The 20,723-nt window shown below is 67.2% G+C and carries 20 protein-coding genes; 17 read left to right on the top strand and 3 right to left on the bottom strand.

The genetic code is table 11. The features are described 5' to 3' along the window. The first annotated feature begins 7 nt into the window (after nt 1-7). Entirely contained in the window at nt 8-703 is a 696-nt protein-coding gene (locus U9J41_RS17655; RefSeq protein WP_322403479.1) for a nitroreductase, read from the top strand. Between the two features lie 181 nt (nt 704-884). Beyond that, nucleotides 885-1,997, top strand: coding sequence for a serine hydrolase (locus U9J41_RS17650; RefSeq protein WP_322403478.1), 1,113 nt, complete (start codon nt 885-887; stop codon nt 1,995-1,997). A gap of 334 nt (nt 1,998-2,331) precedes the next feature. Here U9J41_RS17650 and U9J41_RS17645 read toward each other — a convergent pair whose 3' ends face one another. Further along, nucleotides 2,332-3,117: an IclR family transcriptional regulator gene (locus U9J41_RS17645; protein WP_056443792.1), complete on the bottom strand. Its 786-nt coding sequence runs from the start codon at nt 3,115-3,117 to the stop codon at nt 2,332-2,334. A 140-nt stretch (nt 3,118-3,257) separates the two neighbouring features. Here U9J41_RS17645 and U9J41_RS17640 point away from each other — a divergent pair, with 140 nt between their 5' ends. From U9J41_RS17640 to U9J41_RS17625, 4 genes are all read left to right on the top strand, one after another. Beyond that, nucleotides 3,258-3,644: a diacylglycerol kinase gene (locus tag U9J41_RS17640; RefSeq protein WP_322403477.1), complete on the top strand. Its 387-nt coding sequence runs from the start codon at nt 3,258-3,260 to the stop codon at nt 3,642-3,644. 56 nt (nt 3,645-3,700) lie between these two features. After that, nucleotides 3,701-4,339, top strand: a complete 639-nt coding sequence (locus U9J41_RS17635; protein WP_056443786.1) for a peroxiredoxin — start codon at nt 3,701-3,703, stop codon at nt 4,337-4,339. A gap of 231 nt (nt 4,340-4,570) precedes the next feature. Further along, nucleotides 4,571-5,344, top strand: coding sequence for a sulfite exporter TauE/SafE family protein (locus tag U9J41_RS17630; protein WP_322403476.1), 774 nt, complete (start codon nt 4,571-4,573; stop codon nt 5,342-5,344). Between the two features lie 137 nt (nt 5,345-5,481). After that, nucleotides 5,482-6,237, top strand: coding sequence for an autoinducer binding domain-containing protein (locus tag U9J41_RS17625; protein ID WP_322403475.1), 756 nt, complete (start codon nt 5,482-5,484; stop codon nt 6,235-6,237). Here the strand turns inward: U9J41_RS17625 and U9J41_RS17620 are convergent. Beyond that, nucleotides 6,197-6,568, bottom strand: a complete 372-nt coding sequence (locus tag U9J41_RS17620) for a hypothetical protein (RefSeq protein WP_322403474.1) — start codon at nt 6,566-6,568, stop codon at nt 6,197-6,199. The genes U9J41_RS17625 and U9J41_RS17620 overlap by 41 nt on opposite strands. 62 nt (nt 6,569-6,630) lie before the next feature. Next, the gene (locus tag U9J41_RS17615) at nt 6,631-7,212 is read right to left on the bottom strand and encodes an acyl-homoserine-lactone synthase (RefSeq protein WP_322403473.1); all 582 of its coding nucleotides are present in this window, start codon (nt 7,210-7,212) and stop codon (nt 6,631-6,633) included. A 336-nt stretch (nt 7,213-7,548) separates the two neighbouring features. Between U9J41_RS17615 and U9J41_RS17610 the strand changes: the two genes are divergently transcribed. From U9J41_RS17610 to U9J41_RS17560, 11 genes are all read left to right on the top strand, one after another. Beyond that, the gene (locus U9J41_RS17610; protein ID WP_322403472.1) at nt 7,549-7,725 is read left to right on the top strand and encodes a hypothetical protein; all 177 of its coding nucleotides are present in this window, start codon (nt 7,549-7,551) and stop codon (nt 7,723-7,725) included. Nucleotides 7,726-7,929: 204 nt separating this feature from the next. Next, nucleotides 7,930-8,103, top strand: coding sequence for a hypothetical protein (locus tag U9J41_RS17605; protein ID WP_322403471.1), 174 nt, complete (start codon nt 7,930-7,932; stop codon nt 8,101-8,103). A 117-nt stretch (nt 8,104-8,220) separates the two neighbouring features. Then, nucleotides 8,221-10,941: a lantibiotic dehydratase gene (locus U9J41_RS17600; protein WP_322403470.1), complete on the top strand. Its 2,721-nt coding sequence runs from the start codon at nt 8,221-8,223 to the stop codon at nt 10,939-10,941. A 2-nt stretch (nt 10,942-10,943) separates the two neighbouring features. Beyond that, nucleotides 10,944-11,927 (top strand): thiopeptide-type bacteriocin biosynthesis protein, encoded by a 984-nt coding sequence (locus tag U9J41_RS17595; RefSeq protein ID WP_322403469.1) that lies wholly within the window; start codon nt 10,944-10,946, stop codon nt 11,925-11,927. Continuing rightward, nucleotides 11,920-13,140, top strand: a complete 1,221-nt coding sequence (locus U9J41_RS17590) for a M50 family metallopeptidase (protein ID WP_322403468.1) — start codon at nt 11,920-11,922, stop codon at nt 13,138-13,140. Before U9J41_RS17595 ends, U9J41_RS17590 begins: the two co-directional genes overlap by 8 nt. A gap of 16 nt (nt 13,141-13,156) precedes the next feature. Beyond that, on the top strand, nt 13,157-14,173 hold the full coding sequence (locus tag U9J41_RS17585; RefSeq protein WP_322403467.1) for an efflux RND transporter periplasmic adaptor subunit: 1,017 nt from the start codon (nt 13,157-13,159) through the stop codon (nt 14,171-14,173). A 1-nt stretch (nt 14,174) separates the two neighbouring features. Beyond that, nucleotides 14,175-14,867, top strand: a complete 693-nt coding sequence (locus tag U9J41_RS17580; RefSeq protein ID WP_322403466.1) for an ABC transporter ATP-binding protein — start codon at nt 14,175-14,177, stop codon at nt 14,865-14,867. Beyond that, nucleotides 14,860-16,011: an ABC transporter permease gene (locus tag U9J41_RS17575; RefSeq protein ID WP_322403465.1), complete on the top strand. Its 1,152-nt coding sequence runs from the start codon at nt 14,860-14,862 to the stop codon at nt 16,009-16,011. Before U9J41_RS17580 ends, U9J41_RS17575 begins: the two co-directional genes overlap by 8 nt. 3 nt (nt 16,012-16,014) lie before the next feature. Continuing rightward, complete coding sequence (locus U9J41_RS17570; RefSeq protein ID WP_322403464.1) at nt 16,015-17,199, top strand: ABC transporter permease; 1,185 nt, start codon at nt 16,015-16,017, stop codon at nt 17,197-17,199. Then, on the top strand, nt 17,196-19,121 hold the full coding sequence (locus tag U9J41_RS17565; RefSeq protein ID WP_322403463.1) for a TOMM precursor leader peptide-binding protein: 1,926 nt from the start codon (nt 17,196-17,198) through the stop codon (nt 19,119-19,121). Before U9J41_RS17570 ends, U9J41_RS17565 begins: the two co-directional genes overlap by 4 nt. Nucleotides 19,122-19,144: 23 nt before the next feature. Further along, a complete protein-coding gene (locus U9J41_RS17560) occupies nt 19,145-20,695 on the top strand; it encodes a SagB family peptide dehydrogenase (protein ID WP_322403462.1) in 1,551 nt (516 codons plus the stop codon). Nucleotides 20,696-20,723: the final 28 nt, after the last annotated feature.

The raw sequence follows: 20,723 nt of genomic DNA, 5'->3' as shown, positions 1-20,723 counted from the left end.
AGACTGCATGATCACGACCGAACAACAACGCGCCGTGGACGCCGCCATCACGTCGCGGCGCTCGATCCGCGCCTTTTTGCCGACCCCGGTCGCGCGCGCGGACGTGGAAGCCATCCTGGAAGTGGCGGCGCGCGCGCCGTCCGGCACGAACACCCAGCCGTGGCGGGTCCACGTGCTGACGGGTGCCGCGAAGGCACGCCTCTCCGACCGCATCCTGGCCGCCTACGCCGACCCGGCCGAGTCCAGGGCGCATGTCGAGGAATACGCGTATTACCCGCGGGAGTGGGTGTCGCCGTTCGTCGACCGGCGCCGCAAGGTCGGCTGGGACCTGTACGCGCTGCTGGGCCTCAGGCGCGACAACAAGGCCGGCATGGCGGCCCAGCACGGCCGCAACTACCGCTTCTTCGATGCGCCCGTCGGCATGATCTTCACCATCGACCGCGTGATGGAGCAGGGTTCCTGGCTCGACTACGGCATGTTCCTGCAGAACATCATGGTCGCCGCGCGCGGGCGCGGTCTCGACACCTGTCCGCAGGCCGCGTTCACGCAGTTCCACCGCATCATTGCCGCGGAACTCGGATTGTCCGATAACGAGATGATCGTGTGCGGCATGGCGCTCGGCTACGCCGACCCGGACAAGGTCGAGAACACGCTCGTGACGGAACGCGAACCGGTGTCGGCGTTCGCCCGTTTCCTCGACTAGCAGGTTTCGGGGTACGCCGGCAAGCTATTGAAAAACCAAGAGATTTCTACAACGCATAACTTTTTTCATTGTAGAAAAAAGCGGGCGCAGGTGGTACATTCGAATGATGCGCTCTTGCGCTCCAATCGTCTTCCGCTACACTGCATTTAGTGCTCTTCTGTTCGCGTTCAAGGATTTTCAGATGCTCAAGCTCGCGCTGGCCGCCGCCATTGCCATGATGTTCGTGCTCGAACCCGCCGCGGCCGCGACCAAGCACAAGGGACACGCGGCCAAGCGGGTCAAGGCCAAGCGCACCGACCTGGCCAAGGTCATCGCGGCCGACAACCGCGAGCGCATGGTGCGCCGGATCGAGATGGTGCACGGCAAGCGCCGCGTCGTGTACCAGCGCATCCGCCGCGCCGCGCCCGCCGTCGCCGTGCTCAGCGCCGGCGAAATCGCCGGCCTGAACCGCACGCACGATCCGCTCGACCTGCGCTCCAACGTCGCCTACGTGATGGACCAGGCGAGCTCGGAAGTGCTGTTCGAAAAGAATGCCGCCGTCGCGCTGCCCATCGCGTCCATCACCAAGCTGATGACCGGTCTGCTCGTCGTGCAGGCCCAGCAGGACCTGAACGAGGTGCTGACGATCACCGAGGCCGACGTCGACCGCCACAAGTTCACCAGCTCGCGCCTGCCCGTCGGCGCCCGCATGACGCGCGGCAACCTGCTGCACATCGCCCTGATGAGCTCGGAAAACCGCGCCGCCGCGGCGCTGGGCCGCAACTATCCGGGCGGTATTGGCGCCTTCGTCGACGCGATGAACGCGAAGGCGCGCGAACTCGGCATGAGCGATACGCATTATGTGGATTCGAGCGGCCTGTCGAGCCAGAACGTGTCGAGTGCGCGCGACCTGGCCAAGCTGGTCAAGGTGGCGCACGAGGAACCGCTGCTGCGCCAGTACACGACGGATCCGGGTTACGTCGTCCAGGCGGGCGGCCGGGCGCTGCAGTACCACAACACCAACTACCTCGTCGCCTCGCCCGACTGGAACATCGGCCTGCAGAAGACGGGCTTCATCAACGAAGCGGGGCGCTGCCTCGTGATGCAGGCCATGATCCAGGGCCGCAACGTGATCATGGTGTTCCTCGACTCGAAGGGCAAGCAGTCGCGCACCGCGGACGCCGGACGCATGCGCCGCTGGCTCGAAGCGCTCAAGCCGACCGGCATTCCGGCCACGGCGGCGGCGGGCGTGCCCGTGACCGTGTCGGCGACGGTGCCGGCGACCGTGTCCGCGGCGCCGCCGGTGGTGCAGTAACGGTATCCGTGGTGGAGTAACGGTATCCGCGGTGGAGTAACGGCAACCGTCATGCAGTAGCGGCATTCGTCGCGAAGTAACGGCAGCCGTGGTGCAGTAACGGCATTCGTCGCGAAGTAACTGCAGCCGTCGCGCAGTAGCGGCAGCCGTCGTGCAGTAGCGGCATTCGTCGCAAAGTAACGGCAACCGTGGTGCAGTAACGGCAACCCGTGGTGCAGTAACGGTATTCGTCGTGCACAAGCGCTTGATACGTCGTTCCCGCGAAGGCGGGAACCCAAGTACGTTCCGGTACGCTAGCGTAACTTAGGTTCCCGCCTGCGCGGAACGACGGTTTTCAGCTCGCGCCGCCCACCCGATGTCCCAGCGTCGCGGAAATCTGCGCGGCCGTGGTCACCAGGTCTTCCAGCCAATCGTCCTGCAACCGGTCCGCCGGCGCCGAGATCGACAACCCAGCCACCAGCTTGCCGCTGTCGTCGTGGATGCCGGCCGCCATGCAGCGCACGCCCAGTTCCAGTTCCTCGTTGTCGCGCGCGTAGCCGCGTGCGCGCACGAGCGACAGTTCGCGCTCCAGGCGCGTCAGGTCCGTGATCGAATTCTTGTTGTGGCCGGCGAGGCCCGTGCGCGTGGCGTAGGCGCGGATCGCCTTCGGTTCGTCGATCGACAGGAACAGCTTGCCGGTCGACGTCAGGTGCAGCGGACCGCGGCCGCCGATCGCGCGCACGACCTGCATGCCGGAGCGCTCGGAGAAGGCCCGGTCGATGTAGACGATCTCGTCGCCCTGGCGGACCGACAGGTTGACGGTCTGCTTGGTCTTGTTGTGCAGCGCCCGCATCAGGTCGACGGCGGCTTCGCGCACGGACAGCCGGCTCTTGACCACGTTGCCCAGTTCGAGCAGGCGCATGCCGAGGCGGTAGGTGCCCGGCTCCACGCGGTCGACGAAGCGCGTCACGACCATGTCGTTCAGGATGCGGTGCGCCGTCGACGGGTGCAGGCCCGAGATCTTCGACAACTCCTTCAGGCTGACGGGATCGGGAAAACTGGCAAGTACGTCGAGCAGCGCCACCATGCGCTCGATCACCTGGATGGAAGTCTTGGCCGGTTCTGGGGTTTCCATTTTCATGATGTGGTTGGTGCAGTGCGGTATATTTCTCTACTTTATACCATAATGTGAAAAGAATTGGTAATCCTGTCAGTTTGGTGTTGCGCGGGGGCGGAGCTGTATGCGCATAATGGCGTTTCTGTACAGATTGTCGAAGATTCATGGATCAACCGAGCAGCGAGTTCAAGAGTAAGGGCGGTCTGGGCCGCATTGTCGGCGCGTTCCGCTATTCGATGGCGGGGTTCCGGGCGGCGTGGCAGCACGAACACGCGTTCCGCCAGGAAGTGATGGTGGCCGTGCCGGCCGCCGTCGTCGCGCTGCTGCTGAGGATTTCCGCGTTCGAGAAGCTGGCGCTGATCGGTGTGCTGGGCCTCGTGCTGCTCGTGGAATTGATCAATGCGGCCATCGAGGCCGTCGTCGACCGCGTGTCGCTGGAGCGCCATCCGCTGTCCAAGGCCGCCAAGGATCTGGGCAGCGCGGCGGTGGCGCTGGCGATCACGATGGCGGCCGCCACCTGGGCGGTCGTGCTGTACAACCGCTTTTTTTGACGTATCGGCACGCCGCGCCGGCGCGGCGGACCAACTCTCAACCAAAGGAGATCATTATGACTTTACGCCTGGGCGACACGGCTCCGGATTTCGAACAGGATTCCACCATCGGCCGCCTCCGCTTCCATGAATGGGCGGGCGATTCGTGGGTGGTGCTGTTCTCGCACCCGGCCGACTTCACGCCGGTGTGCACGACCGAACTGGGCCTGACCGCGAAACTCAAGCCGGAATTCGACAAGCGCAACGTCAAGGCGATCGCGCTGTCCGTCGACCCGGCCGACCAGCACAAGGCATGGATCAAGGATATCGAGGAAACCCAGCAGACCGTCGTCGGCTTCCCGATCATCGCCGATGCCGATAAATCGGTCTCGCAACTGTACGACATGATCCACCCGAACCAGTCGGCGACGGCGACCGTGCGCTCGCTGTTCGTGATCGATCCGGCCAAGAAGATCCGCCTGACCATCACCTACCCGATGAGCACCGGCCGCAACTTCGACGAGGTGCTGCGCGTGATCGACGCCCTGCAGCTGACCGACGGCTACACCGTGGCGACGCCGGGCAACTGGAAGGATGGCGATGACGTGATCATCCCGATGACCATTCAGGATCCGGAGCAGCTCAAGCAGAAATACCCGAAAGGTTTCAGCGCGCCGAAGCCGTATCTCCGCCTGACCCCGCAGCCGAACAAATAATCGGCGTCCGCGGCATGCACGGTGGGCGGAGCCTGCCCACCGTACGTCCAGGATGAAACCTGGACCGGATTCGCCGCCGCATTCGATCGTACGTCACGGCCACGTAGGGTGGGCTCCCCGAGCCCACGCGTAACGCCGGGATCACGCACAGCCCGCATAAGCAAATAAGGAACGTGTCGTTTGTTTTACGGTTGAGGACCATTACCCTTGGGGCCAACCTGGGGGTAAAGCATGTCCATTCAATTCGTTTTGTCGGGATTCGCCGTCGGTGTCCTGGTCGGCATGACCGGCGTCGGCGGCGGTTCGTTGATGACGCCGCTGTTGACGCTGATGTTCGGCGTCACGCCATCCGTCGCCGTCGGCACCGACCTCGCCTTCGCCTCGATCACCAAGAGCGTGGGCACCGTCACCCACCGCTCGCGCGGCACGGTCCACTGGGATATCGTCGGCCGCCTGTGCCTCGGCGCGCTGCCCGCGGCGCTCCTCGCGACGCTGGCGCTGCAGTACTTCGGCCCGCTCAACGCCGCGATCGGCAAGATCATCCGCTACTCGATCGCCGTGTCCGTGCTGCTGACCGTCGTCGCGATCCTGTTCCGCGGCAAGATGCTCGCCTGGGTCCACGCGAGCCCGTCGCGCCAGTTGCAGGGCCGCGGCCTCGTTGCCGCCACGGTCGCTTCCGGCGTACTGCTGGGCACGCTGGTGACGATCTCCTCGATCGGCGCGGGCGCCATCGGCGCGACCCTGCTCGTCATGCTGTACCCGCGCCTGACGCCGGCCGAGGTGGCCGGTACCGACATCGCCTATGCCGTACCGCTGACCGCGATCGCCGCGGTCGGCCACTGGTGGCTGGGGTCGATCAACTGGAATCTGCTGCTGACGCTGCTGGTCGGCTCGGTGCCCGGCATCACCCTCGGCGCCTGGGCGGCCCGGGCCGTGCCGGAACGATTCCTGCGCGGCATGCTGGCCATGACGCTGGCAACCGTCGCCTACAAACTGATTCACTGATCAGGCACCGCCGGCAGGCCGTCCGGCGAACGTAAAATCATCTGTATATCTGTTTTACTATTGAGAAATTACATGTTACGATAAATGCAATCTCAGGGCCGGAATAATCCGGGTTCGACACGTTTCACGGAGAAACGATGGACCACACTCTCGATGCTCTCGTACCCGATTTTTTCGCCCCGCTCGCGCCGCTGATGAACGCGAGCTCCAGCGACGAAGCATTTACCAGTTTGCAGAGTGCGGTCCAGAATCTCGGATTCGACAAGATGTTATTCGCGGTGATGCCGCAGCCCAAGGTCAATCCCAAGGACGTGTTCATGCGGACCACGTACCCGTCCGAATGGCGCAAGCATTACGACGAACAAAACATGCGGGTCGTCGATCCCACCGTCGGGCACTGTTTCAAGTCCGGTGCGCCGATGGTCTGGATGCCGCAATCGTTCCAGACCGACGTCCAGCAATCGCTGTACGAGGAGGCATCGTCGTTTGGCTTGCGTGTCGGGGTGACCTTGCCGATCCATGGCGCGGATGGCGAACTGGGCATGTTGACCTGCGTGCGCGACGAAGCGCCCGGCCAGTCCTTCCTGAAAGACCTGCAGCACAACCTGATGGCGCTGGCGTTGTTGCGCGACGTGGCGTTCGATTGGACGAGCAAGTATATCCGTGTCGCCGACGCGCAGGAAAAGCCGCCGGTGCTCACCGCACGCGAACTCGATTGCCTGCAATGGATGACTGCCGGAAAAACGGCATGGGAAATCGGCCGTATCCTGAGCATCTCCGAAGCCGGCGTCAACTTCCACATCAGTAATTTGCGCACGAAGTTCAACGTGAGCAAGCGCAACGACGTCGTGCTCAAGGCGATCCGGCTGGGCCTGGTTTCCCTGCCGGGTTGACCGCTATGCCGCCGAGTGCGCCGCTTTCGTATGCCGGCGAGCGCACGGCCTGCAAATCTCCATCGCTGACGTAGCGTAAAAAATAGAGGCGGATCAGCAGCAGCACCGGCAACGGCACGGGCATGCCCCGCTCGAACCGGCTGCCGCTGGATTGGGCCACGCCAAACCGGCTCCAGAACTGGGTCTGGTTTTCCTTCATCAGATAGCGCAGGTCGCGCATCAGCGTCTTGTCGCGCGGCGTCATCCGGTAAAACGCCGGATCCGGCTGCACCAGCGCGTTGCCTTCCAGGTCCAGCATCTTCCTGATGACTGGTCGCAATTCGTCGTTCATCGATCGCTTTCTCACGCAGGCCGTGCCGGCACCCGTCGCCAGGGTGCCGGTGCCGGCCCGGATCAATGCAGCGCGCCGAACAGGGCGCTGCGGGTTTGCTGGCCGAGATGGATCTCGAGGGCGATGGCGCGTTCCACGCCGATGCGCTGCGGTGGACCCATGCGGGTGATCTCGACGCCGGCATGGCGCAGCAGGCGCTCGACGGCGGTGCTCGTCACGGTCACGTACTTGTCGATGCCATGCTCGTCGGCGAACAGGACGATGCTGCGCATCGCTTCCATGGCCCGCTCGGCGAAACCGAAACCGCCGTCGCCGCCCGTCTCGATGGCGAACCGGCTCAGTTCCCAGATCCGTTCATGTTCCGGGGCGGTCGCGCCGTTCAGCAGTTCCGGGAACGTGTCCTTCAGCATGTACGGCCCGTTCGTCGGCATCATCCGCCAGCAACCGCACACCTGGTTCTCGTCGTTGCGGATCACCATGTAGTGCGGTTCCAGCGCGTCGTAGCCGTCGATTTCCATTCCCGCCAGCACCGGAATATCCCAACCCATGCGGTCGCGGAATACCTTGGCACGCAATACATGAATGGCACGCAGGTCGCTTTTATCGAAGTGATTACGCTGTCCGATCTGAATCAGTGAGCCCATTTCATTTCCCCTTTGATTAACGAGTTTGAATGCGGTGGTATTTCCGGTATCGCGCTGCCTGGTTCGGCGGTTTGTCGTTAGCCGATGTGGCTACTTTATGGCGTTCGGCTATTCGAAAGTACTGGTAAATCACGTAGTCGGAAAAGGGCGACACCCTATCAGAACTACTAAGGACGAGTCCGGTAGGCTGATGTATTTGCGCGGCGCATTTCGCCGGCATGGGATTCCGGCTAGTAGTTCTTATAGCTGCTTTCGAAAATTCGTTTCGATAATATGAATCCGTCGCATCCAGTGACGAAAACAAATCCGAAACACTAACCTCGAAAGGAAATAACCATGAATAACGAAATCAAAGATGCAGCAATCGTCGATACCAAAGTCGATACCACCACCGATATCGCCCAGGAAAACTTCGAAGTCGAAGACATCAGCGACCTGAACCTGTACGCCCCGCTGTCGATCTCGCTCTGCAGCAGCTCCAGCACCTCCAGCTGCAGCAGCTGCTGCTCGTAATGCGCTGACCAGCGCTGAGCGGCTGGTAGTCGGAACGGCGTTTCGACTACCAACCCCGCCCGCGTCCATTAACGCCTGGCCGACTATCAGAACTGATAGAGACGGATTGCCGGATCGGTGTTAATGGAATGCGGCGCAGCGGGCGGCGATATACGGGATATCGAAAAGAATCGTAAACAATTAATCCGATAAAAGGGGAATGACATGAGTGCAGAAATCAAGGATATGCCCGCCGGCGAAACCAGGATCGATCCGAAATTCGATCTTTCTCAGGAAAATTTCGAAATCGAGGATATCAGCGATTTGAATCTGCACGCCCCGATGTCGATTACGCTGTGCAGCGGTTGCGCCAGTTGCAGCGCCTGCTGCTCGTCCTGATTCACACAGTCGAATCAATAAAACGTCGTCCCCGCGACGATTATCTACAGACACCGCGACAACCGCCAATACCGTTGCGCGCATTTACCTCATGGAGCCATCGTGCCGAATACCGCCTTGTCTTACGTAGAGCCGGCCGGCCGCGGCCGTCAGCCGGGCTGCATCTCGACGCAGTTGTCGCCGCTCTTCCTGTTCCGCCTGGCCGGGCTGCCGCTGGAGGCGCTGGGCGCGATCGCGTCGCCCCGCCTGCGTGCCCTGGCCGAGGCGATCGACCGCCACGAACACACGCTGCAGGCGCTGGGCGAGCCGCTCGGTACCGTGCTGCACCAGGTCATCAACCAGGTCGCCAAGGACGATCTGCTGCGCGACGACATGCGCGAACTGATCGAACTCAAACGCGCCGTGCATAACCAGCGTGCGCCGAAGCGCGCGTCCGCCGTCGACGTCGCCAAACGCTATCTCGATGCCGCCGCGCAGCAGTCGCTCGGTGCCTGGGCCGACGCCGCCCAGGGCCTGAAGGCGGCCGTGGCCGACTGCGCCGGCGCGCTGCAGCTCGACCTGGAAGCGTCGCGTCTCGCCATCCATGCCTGGTCGAACCGTCCCGTCTTCAAGCGCGCGCTGCAGATCGCCAACGCCCAGCTGGAAGAAAAACTGGACCGCTATTTCACGCAGAACGTCGGCCCGATCACCCACAAGCACCGCCTGCTCGACAATTCCCTGTACGGCTACTTCCTGCGCGCCTGCAGCAAGACCAGCCCCTTCAGCACCTTCGGCGTCGTGTCGTACGGGCTGTGGAGCGACCTGCGCCCGGGCCAGACGGCCCATCTGGCGCGCGACATCGCCTACACTACCCGCACCCGCCTGAACGCGGCGCTGCTGGCGCGCATGGCGTCGTCCATTTCGAAGGCGCGGATCGCGCGCGCCGAGGTCGACCTGCGGCTCAATCCGACCTGCGTGCACAAGGACGGGCGCATCCACTTCCTGCGCCTGCGCTCGCGGCCCTTGTCGCGCCTGAACGCGTTCGGTTCGCTGACCTCGCACGGCATGTTCAGCATCGCCGTCACCGAGCCGCTGCAGCGCCTGCTGACCCTGATGCGGGACGGCGCCACGCTGCCGTTCCAGCACCTGCAGCAGCAACTGCAGGCGGACGCCGACCCCGCACAACTGCGCGCGTGGCTCACGCACCTGACGGAAGTCGGCCTGCTCGAGTCCACCGATACCTACGACGCCACCCGCTACGACACGCTGGTCGAGCACGTGCGGCGCGGCGCCGAACAGATCGGCTCGGACGTGCTGTCGAACTTCGTCGAGCGCGCGGAGGGCATCACCCGGCAAATGGATACCGACGACGTCGCGCAGCGCCGCACGCAACTCGCCGGCATCGCCGCGGCCGTCAGCGACTTGTCGGCCCAGGCCGACGGCCTGCAGATCAAGCTCGAAGCGTCGACCATCTTCTACGAGGACGCGGCGCTGGCCGGCGGCCGGTTCGGCCTGCCGTACGCGGGCAACGCCGCGTTCATCGACCAGCTCAAGCAATTGCAGCAGCTGCAGCCGATCTTCGATTCCGGCGCGCCGCTGCGGGCCGCGCTGGTCGAGTATTTCAAGAAGCGCTACGGCGTCGGCGGCGAGTGCCGCGACGTGCCGCGCCTGTCCGAGGAATTCGCGCGCGAATGCGCCGGGCCGTTCCAGAACGTCAGTTCGGAGGCCAGGACCATCGAACTGTTCGACGCCAGCTTCGACATCGAGCACAGCCGGAATATCCGCGCCTCGCGCGTGCTGCATTGCCTGCGCAACCTGTGCATGCGTCACGTGCGCCATCTCGGCCGCAGCAGCACGGCGGACGAGGTGGACATCGGCCCCGAGCGCATCGACACGCTGCTCGCCCACATGCCGACGCGCCTGCACCGCAGTTATTCGTCGTCCTTCTTCGTGCAGCCGTGCACGCCCGACCGCCAGACGGACAACTGGGTGCTCAACAAGGTCTACGGCGGCTCCGGCCAGCTGATGAGCCGGCTGCTATACCTGTGGGAAGACGAGCGCGACAACCTGCCCACGCGCACCCTGCGCAACTACATCGCCGATAACGTGCCGGCCGGCAGCGTGATCGCCGAGCTGCCGGGCAACGGCGATTCGAACCTGAACTTCCACCCCGACCTCGTCGATCACGTGATCGGCGGCGCGGAAGGGGCGGAAGGCGCGGGGCAGGCGGGCGGGCGCCGCAACATCCCCTTGTCCGACCTGCGCATCCGCCACGACACGGCCAGCGACACGCTGCAGCTGCTGTCGGCCGGCGGCGGCCACCAGATCCTGCCGGTGTACCTGGGCGGCCTGGTCAGCGCCCTGCTGCCCGACGTGCAAAAGCTGCTGCTGCTGTTCGGCCTGTCGAGCACCGTCGTGCTGCCGACCTGGAACACGCTGTTCGCGACGCGTGCGCCGGCCGGCGTCCAGCGTTATCCGCGCCTGTCGGCGGGGACGATCGTCCTGCTGCGCAAGATGTGGTCGATCGCGCCGGAGCTGGTGCCGCGCCGTGCCGCCGGCGAGACCGACGCCGACCTGTACCTGCGCCTGCGCGCCTGGCGCAAGACGCATGCGCTGCCGGCGCGCAGCTACATCACGTTCGCGCGCATCGACAGCATGGACGAGGCCAACCAGCGCAAGCCCATGTTCTTCGACCTGGGCAGCATCCGCTCCGTGCTGGCGCTGCAAAAGGAACTGGAAAAACACGAGGGCGTGCTGTGGCTGGCCGAGGCGCTGCCCGATCCCGCGCCGGACGGCGCCGCCGGCGGGCGCCATCACTGCGAATACATCTTCGACCTCACCTCCACCACGGGGCAATGATCATGAAACCGAACTGGCTCAGCCTGCACATCCACTACAACAGCGATCCGTTCTGGCTCCTCACCGAGACCATCGATCCGCTCATCGCCAGGCTGTCCGAACAGCGCCTGCTGGCGAACTATTTCTTCGTCCGCTATTGGGAACAGGGCCCGCACATCCGGCTGCGCCTGCTGCCGGCGCACGCCGACGCCGCGCCGACGCTGCTGCAGGCGGTCGGCAGCCGCGTCGAGCAATTCCTCGCACGCCGGCCGTCGATCTTCAAGTTCCCGTCGATGTATATGTCGGACAATTTCAAGGAACTGTTCATCGAGGAATACGGCGCGGCGGCGCTGTACCGGAAATACGGGCCGCAGGGCCTGATTCCGTTCGAGCGCAACAACAGCATCCGGCAGGTCGATTACGAGCCCGAATACGAACGCTACGGCGGCACGGCCGGCACCGCGATCGCGGAGCAGTATTTCGAGGCGTCCAGCGCCATCACGCTGCAGGTGCTGGGCGGCCAGAACGGCCACGATTTCCGTATCGTGCTTGGCCAGGCGTTCCGCTTCTTCATCTATCTGTGCCTGACGTTTTTCGAAGGCGCCGACCGTGCCGCCTTCGCCGCCGCCTACCAGCGCCAGTGGGCCCAGTTCGGCGGCAAGAAGTCGCCGTCGACGCTGTCGGATTTTGCGTACAAATATGGCCGCCAGCGCGACTTCCTCGACGGCGCACTGCGCTCCTGCGAAGACGTGCTCGCCGGCCGCGCCGTCACGGTGCCGGTCGAGGCGGCCTGGATCGCGGCGCTGCGGCGGCTGAAGGCCAGCCTGGCCGAGGCCGGCGCCAACGGCGACATCGTGGTGCCGGAAGAGCGAGGCGGCCTGGCCGGCTATGTCCGCTATCTGTTGCCGAGCTATGTCCACATGCACAACAACCGGCTGGGCCTGGCGATTTCCGACGAAGTCTATCTGGCCTACCTCGCCGACCAGGCGTTCACCCATCATGTCTGATACCGCGCTCCTGGCGCTGCGCCCCGCGCGCAGCGCGCACGCCACGATCGGCCCGGCGATGCGGGTCGGCGGCCAGCGCGTGCATTACGTCAAGAACGGCGCCGCCGCCAGCTACTGCCGGCTCGGCGCACGCGAGACCTTCCTGCTGGCGGCGATGGACGGCGAGCGTACGCTGGCCGACATCGGCACCGCCTACGAGCGCGAATTCGGCGTGCCGCTGAGCACGGGCGGGATGCAGAAGATCCTGCAGATCCTCGGCAGCCGCGGCCTGCTGGCGTTGCCGGGGACGGCGCCGGCCGTGCCGCCCGCCGCGCCGCTGCCGCGCCTCGCCGTTCGGGGCTGGGGCGAGGTGTACCTGCGCGTCGCCGATCCCGGCCGCCTGCTCGACGCCATCGTGCGCCGCCTGGGCTGGATCGACGGCGCCGTCGCCACGTGGTGCATCGTGCTGGCGATCGGCCTGTGCGAGGCCTACGCGCTGGCGCGCCACGCGGCGCTGTGGGACACCATCCAGGTATCGCTGCGGCATCCGTCCGCGCTGCTGATCGCCGTGTTCGCCGGCATCACGTACGCGGGCGCGCTGGTGCACGAGCTGGCGCACGGCACGATGTGCGTGCGCTACGGCGGCCGTGTCAACGATATGGGGCTGATGTTCCGCTACCTGATGCTGTTCCCGTATTGCAAACTCGACGACCTCGTCGTGCTGCCCGACGCCCGCGCCCGCAAGGTGGTGGTGCTGGCCGGCGTCACCGCCAACCTGTTGCTGCTGCTGCCGTTCGGCGTCATCGATGCCTGCCTGGGCGGCGCCGACTTCCTGAAGCAGCTGTGCGCGTGGATGCTCGTGTTCTACAACCTCAGCGTGCTGTTCAACCTGCTGCCCTTCCTGCGCTTCGACGGTTACATGCTGCTCAGCATCGCGCGCGGCCGGCCCGAGCTCAAGGAAGAAGCGTTCAAGGAATTGCGCCTCATGCTGCCGCGGGCACGCCGGGTCCGGCCGCGCGCCGCGCCGGCGAACTGGCCGCTGCTGGCGTACGGCCTCGGCTATGCGCTCGTCACGGCCGCCGCGGTGGGCTGGGCCCTGTTCCGGTGGGTGCGCTGGAGCGTCGACACCGGCCTGCCGTGGCTGGCCCCGGCGCCGCTGCTGCTGGTACTGGCGCTGTCGCTGAAGGCCGGCAAGGCCAGGGCCGCGGCCCGGCCCGTTCCCGCCAATCCCTGAATCCATGAGGATGACCATGTCTAACGTGAGTGCAAAACTCGATTTGCTCAAGATCGGACGCGAGGCGGCGCCTTCCGCGCCGGTCCGGCCCGGCCGCCTGGCGCTGGCCGCGGGCGCCGTCGTGGTGCTGGGCGCGGCCGGCGCGCTGCTGGCGCCGCGCGGCCTGCCGGTCCGCGCCGCCGCCCTGGCGCCGGCCGCCACCGTGCCGGCGCCGGTCGCGGTGCCCGCCGTCGCGCCGGCCGGGCAGGTGCTGGTCGCGTCGGGCTACGTGGTGGCGCGCCGGCGCGCCACGGTGGCGGCCGAAGTGACCGGACGATTGATGGACATCCGCGTCGAAGAAGGCCAGCGCGTGGCGCAGGGCCAGGTGCTCGCCGTGCTCGACGCCGGCATGGCCGACAGCGAGCTGGCCAGCGCGCAGGCCAGGGTCGCCTCGGCCGACGCCAGCACCCGCGCCGCCGCCGCCGACCTGGCCGAGGGCCGCGATACGGCGCGGCGCAGCGACACGCTGGCCCAGACCGGCTTCCTGAGCAAGACGAGCCTCGTCAAGGACCGCGCCCGCGTCGCCAACCTGGAGGCGCAACTGGGCCGGGCCGAGGCCGAGGCCCAGGCGGCGCGCGCCGACGCGGCGCGGCTGCAGGCCCAGCGCCGCCAGTACGACATCCGCGCGCCGTTCGCCGGCATCGTCGTCGACAAGAACGCGCAGCCGGGCGAGATCGTCTCGCCGATCTCCGGCGCCGGCGGTTTCACGCGCTCGGGCATCTGCACGATCATCGACATGACCAGCCTCGAGATCCAGGCCGAGGTCAACGAAAGCTACATCGGCCGCGTGCGGGAGGGCCAGCGCGTCGATGCCGTGCTCGACGCGTATCCCGACCTGGCCATCGCGGCGCGCGTGCTGGCCGTGGTGCCGACGGCGAACCGCGACAAGGGCACCGTGCGCGTGCGCATCGCGCTGCTGCGGCCGGAGCCGAAGATTCTTCCCGATATGGCCGTCAAAGTCACGATTCACGCTACTTCACCGAAAGGAAACTGACATGTCCGCTTTGTTCCAACTCCAGCAGGTCAGCAAGACGTACAGCCGCGGCAAACAGGCCGTGTCCATCTTCGACGACCTCGACCTCACGATCCCGGAAGGCGATTTCGTCGCCATCATGGGCCCGTCCGGCTCGGGCAAGAGCACGCTGCTCAACCTGCTCGGCGGCATCGACCGGATCAGCACCGGCTCGCTGCGCTTCCGCGACGAGCAGCTCGACGGCTACAGCGAAAGCCGCATGACGCAATGGCGCGCCCGCCACGTCGGCTTCATCTTCCAGTCGTACAACCTGATGCCGATGCTGCGCGCGGCGCAGAACGTCGAACTGCCGCTGCTGCTGACCAGGCTGAACCGCCGCCAGCGCGCGCAGAACGTGCAGATCGCGCTCGACGTGGTCGGCTTGTCCGAGCGCGCGCGCCATTATCCGCGTGAAATGTCGGGCGGCCAGCAGCAGCGTGTTGCCATCGCGCGGGCGCTGGTGGCCGATCCCGACCTGCTGCTGTGCGACGAGCCGACCGGCGATCTCGACCGCGAAAGCGCGGACGCCATCCTGGACGTGCTGCGCCTGCTCAACCGCGAGCACGGCAAGACCATCGTGATGGTCACCCACGACCCGGCCGCCGCCGCGTACGCCCGGCGCACGCTGCATCTCGACAAGGGCGTCTTCGTGCAAAAAGAGGCCGCCCATGTCTGAGCTCACCCTGATCCGGAAAAACCTGCTGCGCAAGCCGCTGCGCTTCCTGCTGATGTACGTCGTGATCGCGGTCGCGTTCCTGCTGTTCGGGCTGTTGCAAAGCGTGCAGTCCGTCATGTCCGGCAAGTCGGAAGCGAACCAGGGCAACCGCCTGATCGTCTCGAACCGCATCAACTTCACGCAGCCGCTGCCCTATGCCTACGCCGAACGCGTCGCGGCGCTGCCCGGCGCGGAGGCGGTGGCGCACGCGACGTGGTTCGGCGGTTACTACCAGGAGCCGCGCAATTTCCTCGTGTCGTATGCGGTCGACCCGCAAGCCTACCTGAAGGTGTATCCGGAACTGCGCCTGGGCGCCGCGCAGCGCGCTGCCTTCGTACGCGAGCGCAACGGCCTGATGGTCGGGCGCGCGACGGCCGAGCGCTTCCACTGGCAGCTGGGGCAGCACGTGGCGCTGTCCTCCAGCATCTTCAGCAATCGCCAGGGCGGCCACGCCTGGGATTTCGTCGTCAGCGCGATCTATACCAACGACAAGGCGAACGGCGATGAACAGGCTGTCTATTTCCACTACGACTACCTGAACACGAGCCGCACGTTCGGCATGGACAAGATCGGCTCGATCGTCGTCGCCACCCGCGACGCCGCCAGCGGCGAACGCGTGGCGCGCACCATCGACCAGGCATTCTCGAACACGCCCGACGAGACGAGCACCGTCAACGAACAGCAGTTCGCCCAGGCGTTCCTGGCCCAGTTCGGCAACATCGGCGCGATCGTGCGCATCGTGGTCGGGGCCGCGTTCATCACGATGCTGCTCGTCGTCGGCAACACGATGATGATGAACAGTCGGGCCCGGACGCGCGAGATCGGCATCTTCAAGTCGCTGGGCTTTCCGCGCGCCAGCGTGGCGCGCATGGTCGTGGGCGAATCGCTGCTGCTGGCCGTCAGCGCCGCGCTGGGCGGGCTGCTGCTGGCCGGCGGCGTCGTCGCGCTGCTGCGCACCAGCCCCAATTTCGCCGGCCTCACGATGCCGCCCGCGATCTGGCTCGGCGGCCTGGGCGCGGCGTTCCTGCTGGGCCTGCTGACCGCCGCCGTGCCCCTGCGCACGGCCCTCAACCTCGACGTTGCCACCGCATTGGGAAGGGTCTGAATCATGTTCACCATATTCCGTCAGATCGGGGCCGCGACCCGGATCGGTTTGTTCAGCCTGAACCAGCGGCGCGCGCTGTCGCTGGCGGCCATCGTCGCCATCGCGATGGTCGTGTTCGTGCTGCTCGGCGCGCTCGCGCTCGACAACGGGTTCCGCCATGCCCTCGACAACAGTGGCGCCGCCGATGTCGCGATCGTCCTGCGCGCCGGTTCCGAAAGCGAAGTCAACAGCACGCTCGACAAATCGCAGCAGGACCTGCTCGCGGCCGCTCCCGGCGTCCTGCACGTGAACGGGCAGGCGGTGGCGTCGCCGGAGCTGGCCATGGTCGTCGACGGCATCAAGAAGTCGAGCGGCAAGCGCGCCAACATCGCGCTGCGCGGCATCACGCCGGCGGCGCTGCAGGTGCGGCCGGCCGTGCGCATCGCCAGCGGCCGCATGTTCGCGCCGGGCAGCAACGAGATCGTCGTCGGCCGCGGGGTCGAGCGCGCGTTCGAGGGCCTGGGGCTGGGCGGCCACGTGCGCCTCCACGGCGTCGACTGGACGGTCGTCGGCATCTTCGACGCCGGCGGCAGCGTGTTCGAATCGGAGATGTGGGCCGACCTGCACGTGCTGCAGGGACTGACGGGCCGCGGCAGCTCGGTGCAGGCGCTGCGGCTGCGCGTCACCGGACCGGACGGGCTGGCCGCCGTGCGCCGCTACGCCGCATCCGAGCCGCGCCTGGACGTGACGGTCAAGTCCGACCGCGAGTACTACGCCGACCAGGCCAGGCTCAGCACCGACCTGATCAACAGCATCGGCAAGCCGCTGGCGCTGATCATGGCGCTGGGCGCACTGGCCGGCGCGCTGAATACGATGTACGGCTCGGTGGCCGAACGCGGCAAGGAAATCGGCACGCTGCGCATCCTCGGCTACGGCCATGCCGCCGTGATGGCCGGCACGCTGGTCGAGGCGCTCGTGCTGGCGCTGGCCGGCGCCGCGCTCGGCACGCTGGGCGCCTGCCTCGTGTTCAACAACATGAGCGGCTCGACGCTGAGCGGGAGCTTTTCCACGCTCGTGTTCAACATGTCGCTGGCGCCTCGCCAGCTGGCCATCGGTGCGGCCTGGGCCGTGACGATCGGCGTGCTGGGCGGACTGTTCCCGGCCGTGCGCGCCACGCGCCAGTCGATCTCGCAGGCGCTGGCAGAATGAACACGCTCGCCCACCCGCAAGCCGTCCGCGCGCTCCCGGCGATGCGCGCCGACGCCGGCGTCTTCATCTTCGCGGCCAGCGCCGACGTCCGGGCCCGGCTGGCCGCCGCCGTCGGCGCCGGGGACGACGTGCACGCCTACGCCGACCCGGGCGACGCCGCCGCCTTCGCGCACATGCGGCGTGCCGGGGCGGGCAGCGTGGGCATCGTCGCGGTGGAGGGGCTGCTGCTGTTCTTCCCGGCCGACGCCGGCTGCGTGGCATGCCTGCACCAGGTGCGCCTGGCGCAGCAGGTGCCGCACGAGATCGCCGCGCATCGCCAGGGTGTGGCGATCGACCTGTGCGCGCCGGCCCACCTGTCGTCGTTCGCGCTGGACCTGGTGCCGACCCTGCACGGCTTCGTGCGGGCGGACGGTGCCGGGACCGGCATCGCGCTCGACCTCATCACGCTGCGCATCACGCGCTTCGCGCCGCACGGGCAGCGCAGCTGTCCGCTGTGCGGCAGCGCCGGGGCGCCCGCGCCGCAGCCGGCGGACGCGCTGGCGCCGCCGCCGCCGCGCGCGCTGGTGCACCGCCAGAAGCGGCATGCGGCCGCGTACCGCTGCCGGCAGCTCAGCGAGTATGCGATCGACGTCGCGCGCTACATCAATCCGGTCAACGGCATGCTGGGCAAGACGCTGCTGCAGAACCGCGAACTGCCGTTCTACGCGCTTACCAACGGCCGCTTCTTCGAATCGGAACTGGCGCGCGAGGCGCCCATCGACTGGTTCGGCACCGCGCAGACCTACCAGGACAGCGCCGTCGTCGGCATCTTCGAGGGCCTCGAGCGGCACGCGGGCCTGCTGGCGCGCGAGGGCGGCGGCACCGTGCGCACGTCCTACGCCGCGGCGGCCGGCATGGCATTGCATCCGGGCAGCCTCGGGCTGTACGAAGACGCCACGTACGCGGCCGACGCGGCGCTGCTGCGCTTCGACGACGAGGCGCCGCTGGACTGGGTGTGGGGCCACTCGGTGGCACGCCGGTCGCCCGTGCTGGTGCCGTCCGATTTCGTGTACTACGGCAGCCGCCAGATGATCTACGGGAATTCCAGCGGCTGCGCCACCGGCAGCTGCGTCGAGGAGGCGCTGCTGTTCGGCCTGCTCGAAACCATCGAACGCGATGCCTTCATGCTGCACTGGCTGGCGCGCCTGGCGCCGCGCCGCATCGCGCTCGACAGCATCGCCGACGTCGAGTGCAAGACCATCATCACCCGACTGGCGGCGGCGGGCGCCGAACTGCACCTGCTCGACGCGCGGCTGGACCTGCCGGTGCCCGTCGTGCTGGCCGTGATCGTGCGCGCGCCGGGCGAGTTCGGCGCGTTCTCGCTGGCGGCCGGCGCCAGCTTCGATCCGGTCGACGCGATCCGGCGTGCGCTGGGCGAGGTCGCGGTGCATTTCCACGGGTTCGAGGAACGCTCGCGCCTGGCCGCCGCGGCGAACGCCCGCGCGGGCGCCACCGGCTTCGCCAGCGTCAAGAGCCTCGAAGACCACGCGCTGTTCTATGGCCAGCCGGAAGCGCTGCCGCTGGCGCGCTTCCTCGTCGAGAACCCGGACGAACGCAGCTATGCCGACACGTATGCCGCGTGGAACGCGCAGCGGCCGGCGTCGCTGTCGCTGCTCGACGACCTCGAATTCTTCTTCGCCGCGCTGCGCGCCGCCGGCTACGGCGACGTCGTGTGGGTGGACCAGAGCTCGCCCGAACAGGTGCAACTGGGCCTGCGCACCGTGCGCGCCATCGTGCCGGGGCTGCTGCCCATCGATTTTGGCCACGGCCGCTGCCGCGCCGCCACGCTGCCGCGCCTGTACGAACTGCCGCACCGCCTCGGCCTGCGCGCGGCGCCGCTGCGCGCGGACGACGTCAACCGTTCGCCGCATCCATTCCCATGATCACAACGCAAACGGATACCGCCATGTCTCTGATCCAGGATTATCAAGCCAGCTTCCGCGAGCGCGACGGGTATCTGTCGCAGGAGCTCGTGTCCGGCCCGGTGGACTGGTCCGACGCGCCGTTCAAGCACACGGTCCGGCGCGGCGTGTTCGAAGTGCCGCTGCCCAACGGCAGCCTGCTGGCCGAGCTGCTGGCGGCGGCCGGGCCGCGGCCCGGGCTGACGCTGGCGGCGCTGGCGCAGGTGCTGTGGTACGCCAACGGGCTGCTGCGCCGCAAGTTCGACGTCGACTGGGCCAAGTCCGCGGCCGGCCAGAACCGCGACGGCGCGAGTTACGCACGCGGCACCTCGTCGGGCGGTGGCCTGTATCCGACCGAGCTGTACCTGGTGGCCGAGGACCTGCCGGGCCTGCCCAACGGGATCTACCACCATTGCGAGGCGCGCTCCGCGCTGCAGCGCACGCGCGCCGGCCGCTACGGACCGGCGCTGTGCGCCAGCTGGCGAGGGGAGGCGCGGCACGGTGTCTGCCACCTGGTGCTGACCACGCGCTTCTGGAAAAACGTCTTCAAGTACAAGAACTTCGGCTACCAGCTGATGACCGAGGATTGCGGCGCCGTCGTGGGCACGCTGTTGCAGGCGCTGGGCGACGTCGGCATCGCCGCCACCGTGCGCTTCCATTTCGCCGACCGCCAGGTGGCCGGCCTGATGGGACTGGACGCCGACGCCGAAGTGCCGATGATCGTGATCGAGCTGGGCCACGGCCCGGTCCGGACCGGCCCGCCGCGCGCGGTGCCGTCCGGCGCGCGGCCGCCGGCGCCGCTGGAGCGTTCGCGGCGCGTCGCGGTGCCCGCGCTGATCGGTGAACTGCACCGCGCCACCGTGCGCGCCGCCGCCGCGCCGCTGGCGCCGCTGCCGGCCTGGGACGGGCCGTACGTGGCATCCGCCTGGCAGGCGCTGCCCGCGGCCGACACCATCGTCGGCAGCACGCGCCTGTTCATGCAGCGCCGCAGCAGCATGGGACGGCAACTGGGGGAAGACCCGCTGACGCGGCACGAACTGGCCACGTTGCTGGCGGCGGCGGGCCAGCCGTTCCGCTCGGACCTGGCGCCCGCCGCCGCGCCGCCGCGCTCGGTGCGCCTGGCCGCCTATGCGCGCCACGTCGATGGGCTCGCGCCCGGCGCCTACGCCTATTGCGCGCGCCGGCACGGACTGGCCGCGTGCGCCGGACCGGACGATTCGGACATCGACCTGCAGCGGATTTATTACATGCAGAACTACAACATCAACCAGACCGGCCTGCTGCTGGCCGTCGTGGCGCGCCATGACGCCGCGTACGCGGCCTGGGGCGAGCGCAGCATCCGCATCTGCAACGGCGAGGCCGGCATGGCGGCGCAGCGCCTCTACCTGGCCGCCGCGCAGCTGGGGCTGTCGTGCGGCGCCGTGCTGGGCTTTAACTGCGCCGAGGCCGACCGCTTGTTCGGCCTCGACCGGCCGGCCGAAAGCATCGTGCTGATGATGCTGATCGCACGCCGCCCCAACCAGCAGGCCGCCTTCGACAGCCGCTTCGACGGCTGACATCCACGGCCGCAGCGCTCAACCATAC

The sequence above is a fragment of the Massilia luteola genome, assembly GCF_034420155.1.
Lineage (GTDB): Bacteria > Pseudomonadota > Gammaproteobacteria > Burkholderiales > Burkholderiaceae_D > Telluria > Telluria luteola.
Note: the sequence above shows the minus strand (reverse complement) of the source record. Positions and strands in the feature narration are given on the sequence as shown.